This is a genomic window from Paenibacillus zeisoli (assembly GCF_003994465.1).
In the GTDB taxonomy this organism is placed as follows: domain Bacteria; phylum Bacillota; class Bacilli; order Paenibacillales; family Paenibacillaceae; genus Fontibacillus; species Fontibacillus zeisoli.
This window is the reverse complement of sequence record NZ_RZNX01000009.1, coordinates 61,888-79,396: the sequence shown is the minus strand read 5'-3', so window position 1 is coordinate 79,396 and position 17,509 is coordinate 61,888. Positions and strand designations below refer to the sequence as shown.

Genomic DNA, 17,509 nt, shown 5'->3' with positions numbered 1-17,509 from the left:
ATATAATGAATGTACAAAGTTTGATTGTGTGAATTTGCAGCAAAGCTCACAGCAGAAAGGTAGGAGAAAGCATGGTATACACTGCAAGTGAAGACCGCTATGAGAGCATGAAATATAACCGTGTTGGCCGATCCGGCCTTAACCTTCCGGCTATTTCTCTGGGTCTTTGGCATAATTTCGGCGGCGTAGACAAGTTCGAGAACGGACGTGAAATGATCCGTAGAGCTTTTGACTTGGGAATAACTCATTTTGATCTCGCAAATAATTATGGACTGCCTCCAGGATCGGCGGAAGAGCTGTTTGGACAGGTTCTCAAGAAGGATCTGGCTCCCTACCGGGATGAACTGGTCATCTCCTCGAAAGCTGGTTACTATATGTGGCCGGGTCCCTATGGCGAGTGGGGCTCACGCAAATATCTGATATCCAGTCTTGATCAGAGCCTGAAACGGATGGGTCTTGACTATGTGGATATTTTCTATTCTCATCGCTTTGATCCGGATACCCCCCTTGAAGAAACGATGATGGCGCTGGATCATATCGTCCGCTCCGGCAAAGCTTTGTATGCCGGGATCTCCAGCTATTCTGCGGAACAGACCGCAGAGGCGGTCGCCATTCTTAAAGAGCTCGGCACTCCGCTTCTCATCCATCAGCCGAATTATTCGATGCTCGATCGATGGATTGAGAACGGGCTGCAGGATGTGCTTGAAGAGAACGGAGTAGGGAGCATTGCTTTCTGTCCTCTGGCGCAAGGCATGCTCACTTCGAAGTATTTGAATGGTATCCCCGAGAATTCCCGGGCCGCCAGTCCAACTGGAGCGCTGCAGGAGAATCAGATCACCCCGGAGGCTCTTCGCAAAATACGGGCACTGAACCAGATCGCTGCTTCCCGCGGCCAAAGTCTTGCTCAGTTCGCACTCGCCTGGGTGCTTCGTGGAGGCAGGGTGACCTCGGCTCTGATCGGTGCAAGCCGGGTAAGCCAGATCGAAGAGAACGTGGCTGCGCTGAGCAATCTCGACTTCTCGGAGGAAGAGCTGAGCCGGATCGAGACCATACTTAAGACAGACAGTTAAGGTAACCCACACGAAAGTTCAATGGTTAAAAAAAGCTTAAAGCCGTCCCCCTTGTCATGATGGAGGGACGGCTTTTTCGCTAACTCGTTAGACTAATCCGCAGAGACATCTGCTCCAGTTACAGACTTCCGGTAGCTGCTTGGTGATCTGCCCTGCAGGCGACTGAACTGACGAGAGAAATATAGAGCATCTGGCAGGCCGACTGACGCGGCGACCTGTTCAATCGATAACTCCGGGCGGTCACGCAGCAGCTCCCGGGCCTTATCCATTCTAAGCTTCAGCAAATAAGTAACAGGTGAGACACCTATCTGCTGCTTGAATATCCTGGAGAGATAGGCCCGGTTATATCCCATGCTTGCGGACATCTGCTCAATCGAGACAGGATATGCATATTGGCTCGCCATATACTGAATCATCTGCTTGACGACCTGTTGGACTCCTGATTTCCCGCCTGTGTAGCCGGATTGTTCCCTCAGCTTCTCTTCAGCTTCAGCCATTAACATATATAGACATCCGAGCGAGGTAAGATCGGCATTGTTCCTATTCTTGCGGAAAGCGCGAAGCACGGTCTTTAATAGTCCGGGTATCGCACTGTCCGGGGTAGAGCGCAGTATAGGCTGCTGAAGATGGAAGCCGGCACGCTGTACAAGCTCCGCTGCGCCTTCACCGGCAAAAGCAATCCAGCGGTAACGCCAAGGATCGGACCCATCCGAAGCATAGCTGACCAGCTGGTCTGGATGAATCAGGAATCCTTCACCAGCCTCAAGCTGGTAGGAACTGAACTCGGTGCGGTACGTGCCGCGGCCTTTTTCCACAAAATGAAATAAATAAAAATTGTAAACTTTTGGACCAAGGCGGTGGTCCGGCGCAGTCTGGCTCTCTCCCGAGAAGAGAACATGAAGCGCTTCCGTGCCTGAATATAAAGGATTAGCTGCAGCACTATAAGTTTCAGGATTCATCAGGTTATTGCTCCTTTATTATGAACAAGATATATACAGTGTAGCTTCAAAAGTCACATTTATCTATATTTATCTCGCATAGATACATTATCAGCATGAGTAGCCATCTAATATAATTAGGTCATCAAGTACAACTAATAAAGACGGGGTGAGCCCAATTGAGTCAACAACATTTGCAGCAGTCATTTCTAACTGAATTTGGTGAAAGCAGTCAGCCGATCAGGTACTTCGGGGCGCCGGGGCGTGTGAATCTGATTGGGGAACATATTGATTATAATGGAGGTTATGTGCTTCCGGCTGCACTGGAGTTCGGAACAACTTTAGCCATCCGCAAACGGGAGGACAATCGGGTTATCTTTAAATCACTTAACCTTGCTTATGAAGCCGAGATTGAGGTTCAGGATCTGGGCAAGACCAAGACAGGCGAATGGATTGATTATCCGGTTGGTGTGATCGTGGAGCTAGGTAAGCTCGGCATTTCTCTTACCTCCGGCTATGAATTGATGTTTGAAGGAAAGATCCCGAATGGTGCAGGGCTATCATCCTCAGCATCACTGGAGGTCGTTACGGCTTATGCGCTTTTATCCATGGAAGGACAAGAGCTGAGCGGAGTTGAAATAGCAGTGCTGTCGCAGAAGGCGGAGAACCACTATGTTGGCGTGAACAGCGGAATTATGGATCAGTTCGCCGTAGCCAATGGGGCGACGGATCATGCAATCCTGCTTATGTGCGGTACTTTGGAATACCGCCTGGTTCCTTTTGTGACAGGCTCATATAAGCTCGTGATCGGGAATACGAACAAGCGAAGAGGTCTTGTGGACTCGAAATATAATGAACGCCGGACCCAGTGTGATGAAGCACTTGAGCTGCTTAAGAAGAAGCTGCCGGATCTGAAATACCTGGCGGACCTGAGCCCTGAACAATTCTCAGCCCATGAGTCTGAGCTGCAGGATCAAATTCTGAATAACAGAGCCAAGCACGTTGTGGAGGAAAATGCCCGAGTGCTTCAATCGGTGGATGCACTCAGCAGGAATGACCTGGCACTATTCGGTCAATACATGAACGAATCTCATGATTCCCTGCGTGATCTGTATGAGGTGAGCTGCTCGGAGCTGGATATTATGGTGGAGGAAGCAAGACGGATTCCGGGTACGCTGGGTTCCCGCATGACCGGGGCTGGCTTTGGCGGCTGTACAGTCTCCCTCGTACATGAGGATGATGTTGCTTTATTCGTGGAGCAGGTCGGAGAAGCCTATGAGCGCCGTACCGGGCTCAAAGGTGAATTCTATGTATGCGGAGTCGGCAATGGTGTACATGAATTGAAGGAGGAGAAATAACATGGCTATTCTCGTAACTGGCGGTGCAGGTTATATTGGTTCACATACGGTAGCAGAGCTGCTGGCGCGTGGTGAGGAAGTCGTTGTCATTGACAATCTTCAATCCGGACACAAGGAATCCCTTCTTGGAGGCAAGCTGTACGAAGGAGACCTGAGAGACAAGGCTATGCTGGCCAAACTGTTCTCGGAGAATGAGATCGACGCGGTCATTCATTTTGCAGCGAACTCCCTGGTAGGGGAGAGTATGCAGAAGCCGGTCAAATACTATGATAATAACGTCTATGGGACCCTGTGTCTGCTTGAAGCGATGGAAGAAGCGGGAGTTCGGCGGATTGTATTCTCCTCTACGGCAGCTACTTACGGTGAGCCTGAGAAGGTGCCGATTCTGGAGACAGATCGTACCGAGCCAACCAACGTCTATGGAGAGACCAAGCTAACAATGGAGCGCATGATGAAATGGTTCGACCAGGTGCTGGGCATCAAATACGTATCCCTTAGATACTTCAATGCTGCAGGAGCCCATGACAGCGGTAAGATTGGCGAGGACCACCGTCCGGAAAGTCACCTGGTACCTCTGATTCTTCAGACAGCGCTGGGTCAACGTCAAGAGATTGCCATCTTCGGTGAAGATTATTCGACTCCGGATGGAACCTGCATTCGGGATTACATTCATGTAAGCGATCTGGCTGATGCGCATGTGCTTGCCGTACAGCACTTGAGAAGCGGAGCCGAGAGTAATGTGTTTAACCTGGGTAATGGTCAAGGCTTTTCGGTCAAAGAAGTGATTACCAAGGTTAAAGAAGTAACTGGAGTAGACTTCAAGGTTACGGTTCATCCTAGACGTGCAGGAGACCCTGCAGTGCTAGTGGCCTCATCGGAGAAAGCGAGAACGGTCCTCGGCTGGAATCCGTCCCGCAGTGAGCTTGGACATATTATTCAGTCAGCTTGGGAATGGCACAGTGCCAATCCGCAAGGCTATGGCTCGAAGTGAGGGATGCAGAATGAAGCTTGCGAACCTGGAAGGCGGCTCATTTGAACTAACAGAGGTAGAACAAGTACAGCTTGCAATAGAACATCTGGTCCACTATGCCCTTCAGCAGGGACTTATTGAACCGTACGATACAGATTACAGCCGCAATCGGCTGCTGGAGCTGTTCTCGCTGGATGAATCTTACCAGCATGAGTTGAATGCGAATGTGACACATTCGCTTCATACCTTGCTTGAAACTCTGATTGATTATGGCTGCAAGATCGGGCTGGTGCCTGAGGATACGGTGACCTACCGGAATCTGCTCGATGCCAAAATCATGGGCCAAATTATGGCCCGTCCATCAGAGGTAATCCGTTCTTTTCGAGATACAGAACGCAGCGGCGGCATAACCGCGGCTACGGATGCCTTTTACAAGCTCTCCGTAGATTCAAATTATATCCGGATGGACCGGATTGCGGAGAATGTGTACTGGAAGAAGGAGACTCCGTTCGGCGAGATGGAGATTACAATCAATCTGTCCAAGCCGGAGAAGAATCCGAAGGAAATTGCGATGGCTAAGCTCCTGCCGCCTCCCGTGTATCCGAAATGTCAGCTTTGCAGAGAGAATGTAGGGTATGCTGGCAGACTTAATCACCCAGCTCGGCAAAATCTGCGGGTGATCCCGCTTACACTCAATGAGGAGCCTTGGTTCTTTCAGTACTCCCCATATGTGTATTACAATGAACATTCAATCATCTTCCATCATGATCATGTGCCGATGAAGCTGACCAAGGATACGTTCAAGCGGCTGCTTGATTTCGTTGGCCAGTTCCCGCATTATTTCATTGGTTCCAATGCGGATCTTCCGATCGTCGGCGGCTCGATTCTGACTCATGATCATTTCCAGGCTGGACGCCATGTCTTTCCGCTTGAGAAAGCGCCGGTGCAGGCCGAGTTCCAGCATTCGAAATTCAGCGGGGTCACTCTGAATCCTGTGAAGTGGCCGATGTCTGTCGTGCGGCTTGGCTGCAGCAATCCCGAGGTGCTCCTTGAGGCGGCGAATGAGCTGTATGAGCAGTGGAAAGGATACAGCAATCCCGAGGTTGATGTACATGCTTATTCCGAAGAGGATGGAGTACAAGTTCCTCATAATACAGTCACTCCGCTGGTAAGACGCCGGGAGAATGGGGATTATGAGATTGATATTGTGCTCCGCAACAACCGGACAAGTGAAGAGCATCCGGAGGGGATTTTCCATGCACACCGGGAAATGCACCATATTAAGAAAGAAAATATCGGCCTGATTGAAGTGATGGGTCTGGCTATTCTTCCCGGACGGCTAAAGCATGAGCTTGCGGGAATAGCTCGAATTCTGGCTGGAGATAATGAAATCTATGATGCGGTTAAGCAGGGACGTGTTCCTGAGCTGGTTACGCATACCGCATGGATTGAAGAACTGGCTGCCAAGCATGGCAGACAGATGGGGCTTCAGGAAGCGGAAGAGCTGCTTCGTGAAGAGGTTGGCGGTAAATTTGCTGAAATCCTGGGTCATGCAGGTGTGTTCAAACAGTCAGATGAAGGACAACGTGCTCTGCACCAGTTCCTGGAAAGCTGCGGATATGAGAAGTCGTCCTGATCGGGCGGCTTTTCGTTTTGGCCTGATTTGTTTCTCGTGAGGTAAGGAAGTATAATCACATGTGTATTCATTTTTTGCAATTTACCAATGAACGAGAAATGAACTCGGGATCGCCTGGTTTATTTCATCTTCTAGAAGACGGAGGGACTTACAGACATGGAAGCATTTGAATTTCACAATCCGACGAGACTGATCTTCGGAAAAGGACAGCTGGACGCTTTAAAGAAGGAAGTTCCTAAATTCGGCAGCAAGGTGCTGCTCGTATATGGCGGAGGCAGCATCAAACGCAGCGGTCTATATGATCGTGTTATCCATATATTGAACGAGATCGGTGCTGAAGTGACCGAGCTTGCCGGAGTTGAGCCCAATCCGCGCCTGTCCACTGTACATAAAGGTGTGGAGCTATGCCGCACACATGGCACCGAGCTGATTCTGGCTGTGGGCGGTGGCAGTGTTATCGACTGTGCCAAAGCCATTGCGGTAGGCGCCAAATATGAGGGCGATATGTGGGACTTCGCTGAACGTAAAGCGGCTGCCCAAGCCGGGCTTCCGTTAGGTACGGTGCTCACTATGGCAGCGACGGGTTCCGAGATGAATGCGGGCTCTGTTATCACGAATGATCAGACCCAGGAGAAGCTGGGCTGGGGCAGCCCGTATGCGTTCCCTGCCTTCTCTATTCTTGACCCGGAGCATACCTTCTCACTGCCAAGAGATCAGACCGTATATGGTGTCGTGGATATGATGTCGCATGTGCTTGAGCATTATTTCCATGTTCCTACGAACTCCCCGGTGCAGGATGGCTTCTGTGAGACCGTGCTAAGAACGGTCATCGACACGGCTCCGAAGCTGGTTGAAGACCTGCACAATTATGAACACCGTGCGACCATCATGTACTGCGGTACGATGGCGCTTAACGGAATTCTGAATATGGGAACCCGAGGTGACTGGGCTACCCACAATATCGAGCATGCGGTCTCTGCGGTATATGACATTCCTCACGGAGGAGGCTTGGCTATTCTCTTCCCGAACTGGATGAAGCACAACCTGAAGGTAGATGTGTCCCGGTTCAAGCGCCTTGCGGTCAATGTATTTGATATTAAGACCGAGGGCAAATCCGATGAGCAGGTTGCTCTTGAAGGCATCGAAGCACTGCGTTCCTTCTGGAACTCCATTGGTGCACCGAGTACCTTGAAGGATTATGACATTGATGACAGTCAGCTTGAGGTTATGGCTGAGAAAGCTGTTAAATTCGGTCCTTTTGGCAATTTTGCGAAGCTGGACAAACAGGATGTACTCGAAATTTATAAGGCCTCTCTCTAAGAAGAGGATACAGAAGGCCGAGTTAGTGGAGCGCCCCGTGAATTCGGGGCGTTTTTTTGATGGGATGGAAGGATTGACTGCGTAAGCCGCACGTTTATGACGTATAATTTGATTGTTGTTTAAATGTTCAGTTCATTTCATAGGGCTGACGTTTGTGTACATCATGAAATTCAATCTATATAAATGGGGATTATTATGGATAACTACTGCAAAGTTCTGATTGTAGATGATGAAATGCTGGTGAGACAGGGAATCAAGCACTTGTTCGAATGGGAGAGCGAGGGATTTGTGATAGCGGGGGAGGCATCAAATGGCAGGGAAGCCATGGAGAAAATTGCTGAACTTAAGCCCCATATCATCATCACGGATATCGTAATGCCGATCATGGACGGGGAAGAGTTGGCCCGAAAAGTGAAAGCGGATTATCCGGAGATCGAGATCATCGTACTCAGCAGCTTTGGAGAGTTCGAATATGTACGCTCAACTTTTCAAAGCGGTGCCGTCGATTACATATTAAAGCCGAAGCTTGAGGCAGACAAGCTGCTTGATATTCTGAAGAACACCGCACGCCGAATTCCCTCGCTTCAGCATATGGAATCAGCAGCCAAGCAGGAATTCTCTCTGCAATTCATATTGGACAAGCTCATTGCCGGCTACCCTGCAGAATATGATCCAGCTAAAGTTTCGGCGATCCTGCCGTTTCCGCATTTCGCCCTCATGAGCATTAATCCTGGGCATGAAAACGGGCTTAGCGCGCATGACCTTAAAGAATGGTGCATGAATGAGCTTGCACGGATTCAAAGAAATTCCGGTGAGAAATTCATTAGCTGCTTCCTGTCTTCGGAAGGCAAGCAGGTGCGCCTGCTGCTTAACGTGGGTGACGAATATATAGATGAATTAGCCCATACAGCCAGGCTGGTTGTCACGACAGGGGCAGTGAATAATCTGAATATTGTGATAGCGCTTAGCTATGTATTTCAGGATCTCCAGCTCCTTAGTGAAGTCTATACGTCTGGAATTATGAAGCTGCTGGATAACCAATATTTCCTTCCAGGAGTTAATCCACTCATCTGGAGCGAACTTTCGCAGAAGGCTGAAGTCGCTTCGTTTGACAACAAAACCTTCAATGAGCTGTTAAATATGCAGGAATTTCATCAGGCCTTTGAGCAGGTAAGGTCCTATGCGCAATCCTTAACAGGCACACGCGGGGTAGATGTAGAGGAATTCAAATCGTTTCTTGGCCACAGTGTATTCAATATCATTCTCACGCTTCAGAGGTATCAGTACAATGCGGCTCCGCTGGATCAGAGGAAGTATGAGTATTTCCGGCGGATTCACGAATCCCGGGATATTGGAGAAGCTATTCAGATCATGGACAGCTTCCTGGATGAAGCAGACCAGTGCGTACTGGAGCGGATGCGGACCCATGTGAATCCGGCCATGAACAAGCTGCTGCAGTATATCAAGGATCATCTGGATGAACCTTTGAGCCTGACTGAGGTGGCGAAGCAGTTTCACTTCAATCCTTCGTACTTGTCGAACTACTTCACCATGCACAATGACGAGGGTTTCAGTGAATATTTGACCAGAGTCCGTATTGAGCGGGCCAGTGAGCTGCTCCGTGAGGGGGAAGCAACCATTTCTGAGATCAGCAGTAGGGTAGGTTACTCGGATCACAGCTATTTCACGAAGGTCTTCCGCAAGCTTAAGGGAGTATCACCAAGTCAATATCGCCGGGAAGCGCAGGAGGGACATTAGAGAATGAGGTCGTTACTGAACAGATTCAAGCAGCCAAGCTTATTTGGCAAAATATTTGTCATTATGGTCGTCAGTACCATCGCGGTGGCCGTTATGACCTCCTGGGTAACGGTACGTATGTCACAGCAGTTATTTATGGATACGTTCAGTATTACGAATTCCAAAGTGATTCGGCAGATTCAGACGAGCTTTGAGTCGTTTCATTATGCCATTATTATGGCGACCTATGATATTTCCCAGAGTGGAACGATCAAGAATTTCCTCGTACAGGGGGATTCCAATTCTTTAGGGAATGCGAGGGCATTCTACGGTATGAAGGACCAGATGAAGCGAATCCAGGCGAGTCTGGACACCTATGGTGTGGGAACCATTGTCCTGGGGGTTAACGGGAGGAGCTACTCCAATGACCGTTCCTATTGGAACCGCTCCATGACGGAATTGAAGAATAGTCCTCTGACTCAAGAGATGCTGAGAGAACCCGGCCGACTCTCGTATCATTACTTGGGTGGAGGGAGCACGCCGCTTATTGTGGCCACCAAGACTTTACGTGAACCAGATAGCAAACAAATATACGGTACGTTATATATGATGGTTCGAGAGAACAGCTTCAGACAGTTCTATAACAACTTCACCAGTACAGGCAATGATGTGCTCATCCTCAACCGGGATGGAATGGTGGTATCGAGCAACCGGAATGAGTTAGTCGGAACGAAATCTACGCTGCTGCTGGACCATGCCCAGGCCATGAATCAGGATAAGCTGGATTACCAGTCCCTTAAGTACTCTGGCAAAGATGTCGTCATGCTGAGTAACTATCTGTCCTCATATGACTTCTATATCGTTAATCTCATTGACAAGAAAATGGCAATGGGACGGATGCTGCCTACCCGTGAGATTATCCTGATCGGGGCTTGTATCGTCTCGGTAGCTCTGTTGATTCTGCTCATCATAACGCGGAGACTAACCCTTTCGCTTCGAATGCTGGTTAGACAAATGTCCAGTGTGGCCAAAAAGAACTTCGATAATTACCTTCCTGTGTATGGCAGCTATGAGACCCGTCAGCTGGGCCAGGGGTTCAATTACATGCTGGATGAGCTTAATGACTATATCAGCCAGCTTGTGGAGACCCAGAAAGAGAGGCGAAATGCCGAGCTTGCCGCATTGCAGCGGCAGATTAACCCGCATTTTTTATATAACACGCTGGCTTCTGTAAATATACTCGTGCAGCGGGGAAGCAAGGAGAAGGCAACTGAAACGATTCACGCCCTGATCTCTCTGCTGCAGAATACAATCAGCAATGTAAGTGAGACCATCACGGTAGAGCAGGAGCTCGCTAACATGAAGGATTATGTCTTTATCAACCAGGTCCGGTACGGGGATGAGATTCGGGTTGACTATTTCGTCTCTCAGGATTGCATGGAAGCCCAGCTTCCAAAGCTGATCATTCAGCCTTTTATCGAGAATGCGTTCTTTCATGCCTTCAATTTGAAGGATAAGGGATACATCTATATTCTCATTGCGCGGGAGAATGAGGCTCTGATCTGTGAGGTGGTGGATACCGGGGATGGGATGGATCTGGATCAGGATGCGAAGCGGCTGCCGAACTCGAAGAGTAGAAGACAGCTGTTCACGGGGATCGGGATACGCAACGTGGATGAGCGGATTCAGCTGCTGTACGGGGAGCATTATGGAGTATCGATTACGAGTAAGCTAGGGGAAGGAACCAAGGTGAGGATCAAGCTGCCTTGGCTGGTCAATAGCACAGAGACCGACGAAATCTAAAGATAATACTAAATCTAAAGATAATACCAGCAGGTAGTTTGAATGCGCTTGCAACACCCAATAAAAACACCAATCTGGGTAAATTTATTGCTAACTTCAACTTTTATGGAAATATTAAGATAGTTACATCAACAGCAAGCGCTTTCACAAAAATAAACAAAGCCATATGGGGGGACTACAGATGAAAAAAGCTATGATTTTGCTTCTCGCCAGCTTTATGCTTCTAACGGCATGCTCCAGCAAAACCAACGACGGGGCAGCTTCCAGCGGAAGCACGGACACGAAGCAAGCGGATACCAGCTCTAAAGAGGTTACAGTATGGGCATGGGATCCGAACTTCAACATTAAGGCAATGAATTTGGCAAAAGAAGCGTACCAGAAAGATCATCCAGACGCGAAAGTTAACGTTGTGGAGTACGCTCAGGCTGATATCATTCAGAAGCTGAATACGGGTCTTACCTCCGGTACTGACTCAGGGCTTCCCAATATTGTTCTGATCGAAGATTACCGGGCACAAAGCTTCTTGCAGGCTTATCCGGATTCCTTCTATGACATGTCTAGTTCCATCAAAGCGGCTGACTTCGCCGACTACAAGATTGGACCGACGAGTCTTGATGGCAAGCAGTACGGCGTTCCGTTTGACTCCGGTGTTACCGGCTTGTATGTTCGGACAGATTATCTGAAACAAGCTGGCTACACACCGGATGACCTGAAGAATGTTGACTGGGACAAATTCATTGAGGTGGGTAAAGCCGTTAAAGCCAAAACAGGCAAAGACTGGCTTACCCTTGACCCGAGCGACCTGGGTCTGGTTCGCGTCATGATTCAAGGAGCTGGATCCTGGTATCTGAAGGAAGATGGGACAACTCCTAATCTAGCAGGAAATGCAGCACTTAAGGATGCTCTTCAGACTTACAAGAAGCTGATGGAGTCCAACACGGTGAAGATTATTTCTGACTGGAGTCAGTTCACAGGTGCCCTTAACAGTGGTGATGTTGGTTCCGTTCCTACTGGGAACTGGATTACGGCCTCCATTAAAGCCGAAGCTTCCCAATCCGGTAAATGGGCTGTTGTTCCAACGCCTAAGCTTAAGAATACACCGAATGCTGTAAACGCATCCAATCTGGGCGGCAGCTCCTGGTATGTGCTGAATGTTCCTGGCAAGGAAGCAGCAGCAGAATTCTTGGCTAAGACGATGGGTTCCAATGTGGATCTGTATCAGAAGATGAACAAAGAGATCGGTGTCATCGGCACCTTGAAAGCTGCTTCTGGTGGAGAAGCTTACAAGCAGGCGGATGAGTTCTTCGGAGGTCAGAAGGCTATCCAGGACTTCGCAACATGGACAACACAAATCCCTAAAGTGAACTACGGTATGCACACTTATGCAATTGAAGACATTCTTGCAGTAGCACTTCAGAATTACCTGAAAGGTGCAGATCTGGACAGCGTGCTGGCTGAAGCCCAGGCTCAAGCTGAATCACAAGTTAAATAATCACGAAGCAGATTAAATACCTGAGATGGCCTTAATACCAGTTCCCGACTCCTATAAAAGTCATGATTGAATCGGGAGCCTGGGATTAAGGCCTCTCTCTTATATAGAGAAAGGGGTGGTTGGTGTGAGAGGCACAGCCGTTGGACGTAGTAACCGTAATCAGTCAAGGATCATTGGCTGGTTGTTTATCATCTTTGCCGTATTCATGATCGCCGCATTTTATTTCTATCCTATGATTCAAGCTCTATTGCTCTCTTTCAAATCAGGAAGAGGGGCTAATCTACACTTTACCGGGCTGGCTAACTACAAGCGATTGTTCACAGACTCGGTGTTCCTTACCGCTGTGAAGAATACTTTTCTATTCTTGATTGTTCAAGTTCCTATCATGATTGTTCTGGCCATGTTCATATCCGTACTGCTGAATGACAGCAAGCTGCGGTTCAAAGGATTCTTCCGTACGGCAATCTTCCTGCCGTGTGTCACTTCTCTGGTTGCTTATTCTGTTGTGTTCAAATACTTGTTCGGAGCGGACGGATTGATTAATCTGGCTCTCCTCAAAATGCACCTGATCGCTTCGCCCATTATGTGGATCTCCGATCCGTTCTGGGCCAAAATTACGATTATTATTGCTATAACCTGGCGATGGACAGGATATAACATGATCTTTTATCTATCCGCGCTTCAGAACATTGACCAATCCATCTATGAAGCTGCAAGAATTGATGGGGCTTCCTCCATCAGACAATTCCGTTCCATTACGATTCCTATGTTGAAACCGATCATTCTCTTCACTTCAATTACCTCTACGATCGGTACGCTTCAGCTGTTCGATGAAATAGTGAATATTACGAAGGGCGGCCCGGGTAACGCCACGCTCTCCATTTCTCAATATATTTATAACCTGTCCTTTAAATACACACCGGACTTCGGTTATGCGGCAACTGTATCTTATACCATTGTTGCGATGATTATTGTTCTCTCGGTTATTCAGTTCAAAGCGGCAGGTGATAAATAATGACAAGCTTCAAACGTACAGGTACCTATGTTTTCTTGAGTTTGGCGGCCTTGATCTCCATATTTCCGTTTCTGTGGATGATCGTAAGTGCAACGAACTTATCTGTAGATGTCTCGCAGGGAAGACTTCTTCCAGGCCTTCATTTATTCGATAACTTCCGTAAGCTCACAGATTCCATCGATCTTGGCCAGTCCATGTGGAATTCAGCCAAAATCTCCATTACAACCACAGTTCTGGCTCTGTTAATAGCTTCATTGGCTGGTTATGGCTTCGAGATCTACCGGAGCAGAGCTAAGGATATTGTGTTTAACATCCTGCTGTTGTCCATGATGATTCCGTTTGCTGCACTTATGGTGCCTTTATACCAAATGTTTGCTTCGATCTCGCGGTCGGTGCCTTCTATGGGAATAAATACGGTAACTTCAGTAATTCTGCCGACGATGACTACGGCATTTCTGATCTTCTTCTTTCGTCAGAGCACCAAGATGTTCCCAAAGGAGCTCCTCGAAGCAGGGAGAATGGATGGATTGTCCGAACTCGGCGTATTCTTCCGCATCTATGTGCCTACCATGAGAACAACTTATGCGGCAGGTGCCATTATTACGTTCCTGTCGAGCTGGAACAACTATCTATGGCCTTTGATTGTACTTCAGTCTCCGGAGAAAAGAACTATTCCGCTGCTGATCTCCAACCTGGGCTCGAGTTATTCTCCGGATTATGGAGTGATTATGACAGCGATTGTAATCTCTACGCTGCCAACGGCACTGGTCTTCTTCTTGATGCAGAAGCACTTCGTAGCCGGTATGGTTGGTTCGGTTAAGTAAGCGGGATATAGGCTGAATCCTTAATTGCCCATAGGCAAGAGTGTGAAATGATTCTGGAAAAGCGAAGCGCTCGCATTTGTGACTGGATTTCAACCTTATTAATTTCATTCAAGAAATCTGGGAGCAACAGCGATTGGAAGAACATTTCATACGGCTGCCTCTATTGGAAATTCATAAATTCAACAAAATATAGCTCGTCTTAACAGGAGGTTCAGTATATGACAGAGGCAATGAATCCACATCTGGATTGGCTGAGTGATGTATCCATATTTAGAGTAAATCGGCTGGATGCCCACTCGGATCACCGTTACTATCACACGATGGAAGAGGCCGAGGCGGCAGCGCCGATGAAGATGCGGCAGAGCTTGAACGGCAGCTGGAAATTCAGCTATGCAGTGAATGCGGCAAGCCGCCCAGCTTCCTTTTATGAGCAGGATTTTGATTGCAAAGGCTGGGATGAGATCAAGGTACCCGGTCATATCCAGCTTCAAGGCTGGGGATCACCGCAGTATGTGAATACGATGTATCCCTGGGACGGCCTTGACGGGGTAAGGCCGCCGGAAATTCCGCAGGAACATAATCCGGTAGGGAGTTATGTGAAATATTTCGACCTGACGCCGGAGCTTCAGGACGGTCCGGTCTATATTTCTTTTCAAGGTGTAGAATCAGCCTTCTTCTTATGGCTTAATGGCCATTTTGTCGGATACAGCGAAGACAGCTTTACTCCCTCTGAATTTGATCTTACCCCTTATCTGACGGAAGGGAAGAACAAGCTGGCTGTGGAGGTCTATCAGCGGAGTACAGGAAGCTGGCTGGAAGATCAGGACTTCTGGCGCTTCTCGGGGATTTTCCGCGATGTATATCTGTATACGGTTCCCAAGCTGCACATTCAGGATGTGAGAATTCGCACCAAGCTTGATGAAGCGTATAAGCAAGGAACCTTGTCAGTCGATCTGAAGCTCAAAGTCCAGTTGAAAGCAGGAATAACTGCGAATATAGATTTGAAAGATAAAGACGGGGGAATTGTTGCTTCCGCCAAGGGAGAATTTGTGGATGACCGCCTGACCCTTACCTTGCCTGCGGGAGAGGTCAGCTTATGGAGTGCGGAACAGCCTTATCTGTACAAAGTATGTATTTCCTTATTGGATGAGCAGGGTAAGCTAGCAGAGGCTATTGTGCAAAAGGCAGGCTTCCGCCAATTCGAGATGAAGAATAAGGTTATGTGCCTGAACGGTAAAAGGATCGTATTCAAGGGCGTGAACCGTCATGAATTCAACTGCAGACGGGGACGCTCCATTACCAAAGAAGATATGCTGTGGGATATCAAGGTGCTGAAGCAGAACAATATCAATGCGGTACGTACATCCCATTATCCTAATCAGACGTTGTGGTATGAATTATGTGATGAATACGGCCTGTATGTCATTGATGAAATGAATTTGGAGACCCACGGCTCATGGCAGAAAATGGGCGCCGTTGAGCCTTCATGGAATGTTCCCGGCGATAAGCCCGAGTGGCAGGATATTGTCATGGACCGCGCGGTATCCATGCTGGAGAGGGACAAGAACCATCCGTCTATTCTCATCTGGTCCTGCGGTAATGAGTCGTATGCAGGGGAAGTTATTCTGAATGTATCAAAATATTTCCACGAGACAGATCCTGGACGCCTTGTCCACTATGAGGGCGTATTCCATAACCGGAAATTCAATGATACCAGCGATATGGAGAGCCGGATGTATGCGAAGCCGGCAGATATTGAAGCTTATTTGAATGATTCTCCCGATAAGCCTTACCTCAGCTGTGAATATATGCATGCGATGGGCAACTCCGTTGGAGGCCTTCATAAATATACCGAGCTTGAGCAGAAATACCCGATGTACCAAGGCGGATTCATCTGGGATTATATCGACCAGTCGCTGATGAAGAAGAATCGTTATGGCCGGGAGTATTTCGCTTATGGCGGAGATTTCGAAGATCGCCCTACAGACTACAGCTTCTGTGGAAATGGCATTGTATTTGCGGACAGGAAGATTACGCCGAAGATGCAGGAGGTCAAATCCCTGTATCAGAATATTAAGCTGATCCCTTCCAAGACGGACGTTAAAGTAATAAATGAGAATTTGTTCACGGGAACTGAAGGGCTTATCCTGCACTACTGCCTAAGTTATGAAGGCAGGGAAATCCAGTCTGAGCAGTGTGAAATTTCAGTGCCTGCCGGACAGGAAATGACGGTTCCTCTAGCTCTGGCAGAGCTGGCTGCAGAGCCAAGGCTCGGTGAGTATTCCGTTCAAGCCTCGCTTAGACTGAAGGAAGATACGCTGTGGGCGGAAGCAGGATATGAAGTGTCTTTTGGACAGTTTATTTTTAACGTAGAAGAATCGGAATCTCCTGTAACCAAGCCAGTATCCGCTTCAGGAGAGCTGAAGATTACCGAAGGAGATGTAAATATAGGCATCACAGGGGAAGGGTTCGCTGCGCTGTTCTCCAAGCAGGTGGGCTCACTGGTCTCACTCCGTTATGGAGGTCAGGAGATGATTGCGGTTCCTCCGGCCCCGTTGTTCTGGCGGGCAACGACGGACAACGATAAGGGTGTAGGGCTCGGATTCACGGCTGCTGGCTGGTACGCGGCTAGTCTGTCCCGTAGGTGTGTGAACGTAAGCCTCGTGAAAGAAGAGGATGGATCTGCAACCGTAACTTTTGATTACAGATTAAGCATCAGTACAGAGGTATCTGTACTTACTGCCTATACGGTCTGCCCAGATGGGCGCAGCAAGGTACGGACCCAGTACACGGGAGCACCCGGACTGCCGAATCTACCTATACTGGCCTGTTCTTTCAAAATGACAGCTGATTATGCAAATACCTTGTGGTATGCAATGGGACCAGAGGAGAATTACGCCGACCGCAAACACGGGGCTCGTCTGGGGATATTCGAGAGAAGAGTACAGGAGCTCCCGTCGCCCTATCTTGTACCGCAGGAGAGCGGCAATCGTACAGGGGTTAGACGACTGAGGATTACGGATGAGCAGGGATACGGTCTGGGTATTGCAGCATCCCCGTCTGCTCCGGTTGAATGCACGGTGTCTCCATATACAGCTTTTGAGCTTGAGCATGCTGCCCATCCATGGGAACTTCCAGAGGTACATTATACCGTTGTTACTGTAGCTGGCCGGCAAATGGGTGTCGGCGGAGATGACAGCTGGGGTGCACCGGTTCATGCGGAATATCAGATTCCGGCGGATGGAAGAATCGAATTTGAGTTCACACTTTCGAGAGTGGAGCCTTCCGCGAACTGAATGGTGTAGGGGAAGAAATGGATTTTAACAGGGTATAATTCAAGACAACC

12 protein-coding genes are annotated in these 17,509 nt (G+C 48.5%); 11 read left to right on the top strand and 1 reads right to left on the bottom strand.

Translation table 11 applies throughout. The annotated features are described in order from the left end of the window. Positions 1–71: 71 nt before the first annotated feature. Positions 72–1,070: an L-glyceraldehyde 3-phosphate reductase gene (gene mgrA / locus EJP77_RS16975; protein WP_127200444.1), complete on the top strand. Its 999-nt coding sequence runs from the start codon at positions 72–74 to the stop codon at positions 1,068–1,070. 92 nt (positions 1,071–1,162) lie between these two features. Here the strand turns inward: mgrA and EJP77_RS16970 are convergent, their stop codons facing one another. Further along, on the bottom strand, positions 1,163–2,029 hold the full coding sequence (locus tag EJP77_RS16970; RefSeq protein WP_127200443.1) for an AraC family transcriptional regulator: 867 nt from the start codon (positions 2,027–2,029) through the stop codon (positions 1,163–1,165). Positions 2,030–2,187: 158 nt separating this feature from the next. Here EJP77_RS16970 and EJP77_RS16965 point away from each other — a divergent pair, with 158 nt between their 5' ends. The 10 genes from EJP77_RS16965 (at position 2,188) to lacZ (ending at position 17,459) form a co-directional block, all read left to right on the top strand. Beyond that, entirely contained in the window at positions 2,188–3,366 is a 1,179-nt protein-coding gene (locus EJP77_RS16965) for a galactokinase (protein ID WP_127200442.1), read from the top strand. Between the two features lies 1 nt (position 3,367). Next, entirely contained in the window at positions 3,368–4,357 is a 990-nt protein-coding gene (gene galE, locus EJP77_RS16960) for a UDP-glucose 4-epimerase GalE (protein ID WP_127200441.1), read from the top strand. A gap of 10 nt (positions 4,358–4,367) precedes the next feature. Beyond that, the gene (locus EJP77_RS16955; RefSeq protein WP_246021925.1) at positions 4,368–5,972 is read left to right on the top strand and encodes a UDP-glucose--hexose-1-phosphate uridylyltransferase; all 1,605 of its coding nucleotides are present in this window, start codon (positions 4,368–4,370) and stop codon (positions 5,970–5,972) included. Between the two features lie 156 nt (positions 5,973–6,128). Further along, on the top strand, positions 6,129–7,292 hold the full coding sequence (locus EJP77_RS16950) for an iron-containing alcohol dehydrogenase (protein WP_127200440.1): 1,164 nt from the start codon (positions 6,129–6,131) through the stop codon (positions 7,290–7,292). Between the two features lie 195 nt (positions 7,293–7,487). After that, the gene (locus tag EJP77_RS16945; RefSeq protein WP_185897384.1) at positions 7,488–9,050 is read left to right on the top strand and encodes a response regulator transcription factor; all 1,563 of its coding nucleotides are present in this window, start codon (positions 7,488–7,490) and stop codon (positions 9,048–9,050) included. Between the two features lie 3 nt (positions 9,051–9,053). Beyond that, complete coding sequence (locus tag EJP77_RS16940; protein ID WP_127200438.1) at positions 9,054–10,832, top strand: cache domain-containing sensor histidine kinase; 1,779 nt, start codon at positions 9,054–9,056, stop codon at positions 10,830–10,832. Positions 10,833–11,013: 181 nt separating this feature from the next. Next, positions 11,014–12,324, top strand: coding sequence for an ABC transporter substrate-binding protein (locus EJP77_RS16935; RefSeq protein ID WP_127200437.1), 1,311 nt, complete (start codon positions 11,014–11,016; stop codon positions 12,322–12,324). A gap of 124 nt (positions 12,325–12,448) precedes the next feature. Then, on the top strand, positions 12,449–13,339 hold the full coding sequence (locus tag EJP77_RS16930) for a carbohydrate ABC transporter permease (RefSeq protein ID WP_246021924.1): 891 nt from the start codon (positions 12,449–12,451) through the stop codon (positions 13,337–13,339). After that, positions 13,339–14,163: a carbohydrate ABC transporter permease gene (locus EJP77_RS16925; protein WP_127200436.1), complete on the top strand. Its 825-nt coding sequence runs from the start codon at positions 13,339–13,341 to the stop codon at positions 14,161–14,163. Before EJP77_RS16930 ends, EJP77_RS16925 begins: the two co-directional genes overlap by 1 nt. A 218-nt stretch (positions 14,164–14,381) precedes the next feature. Beyond that, a complete protein-coding gene (gene lacZ / locus EJP77_RS16920) occupies positions 14,382–17,459 on the top strand; it encodes a beta-galactosidase, LacZ type (protein WP_127200435.1) in 3,078 nt (1,025 codons plus the stop codon). Positions 17,460–17,509: the final 50 nt, after the last annotated feature.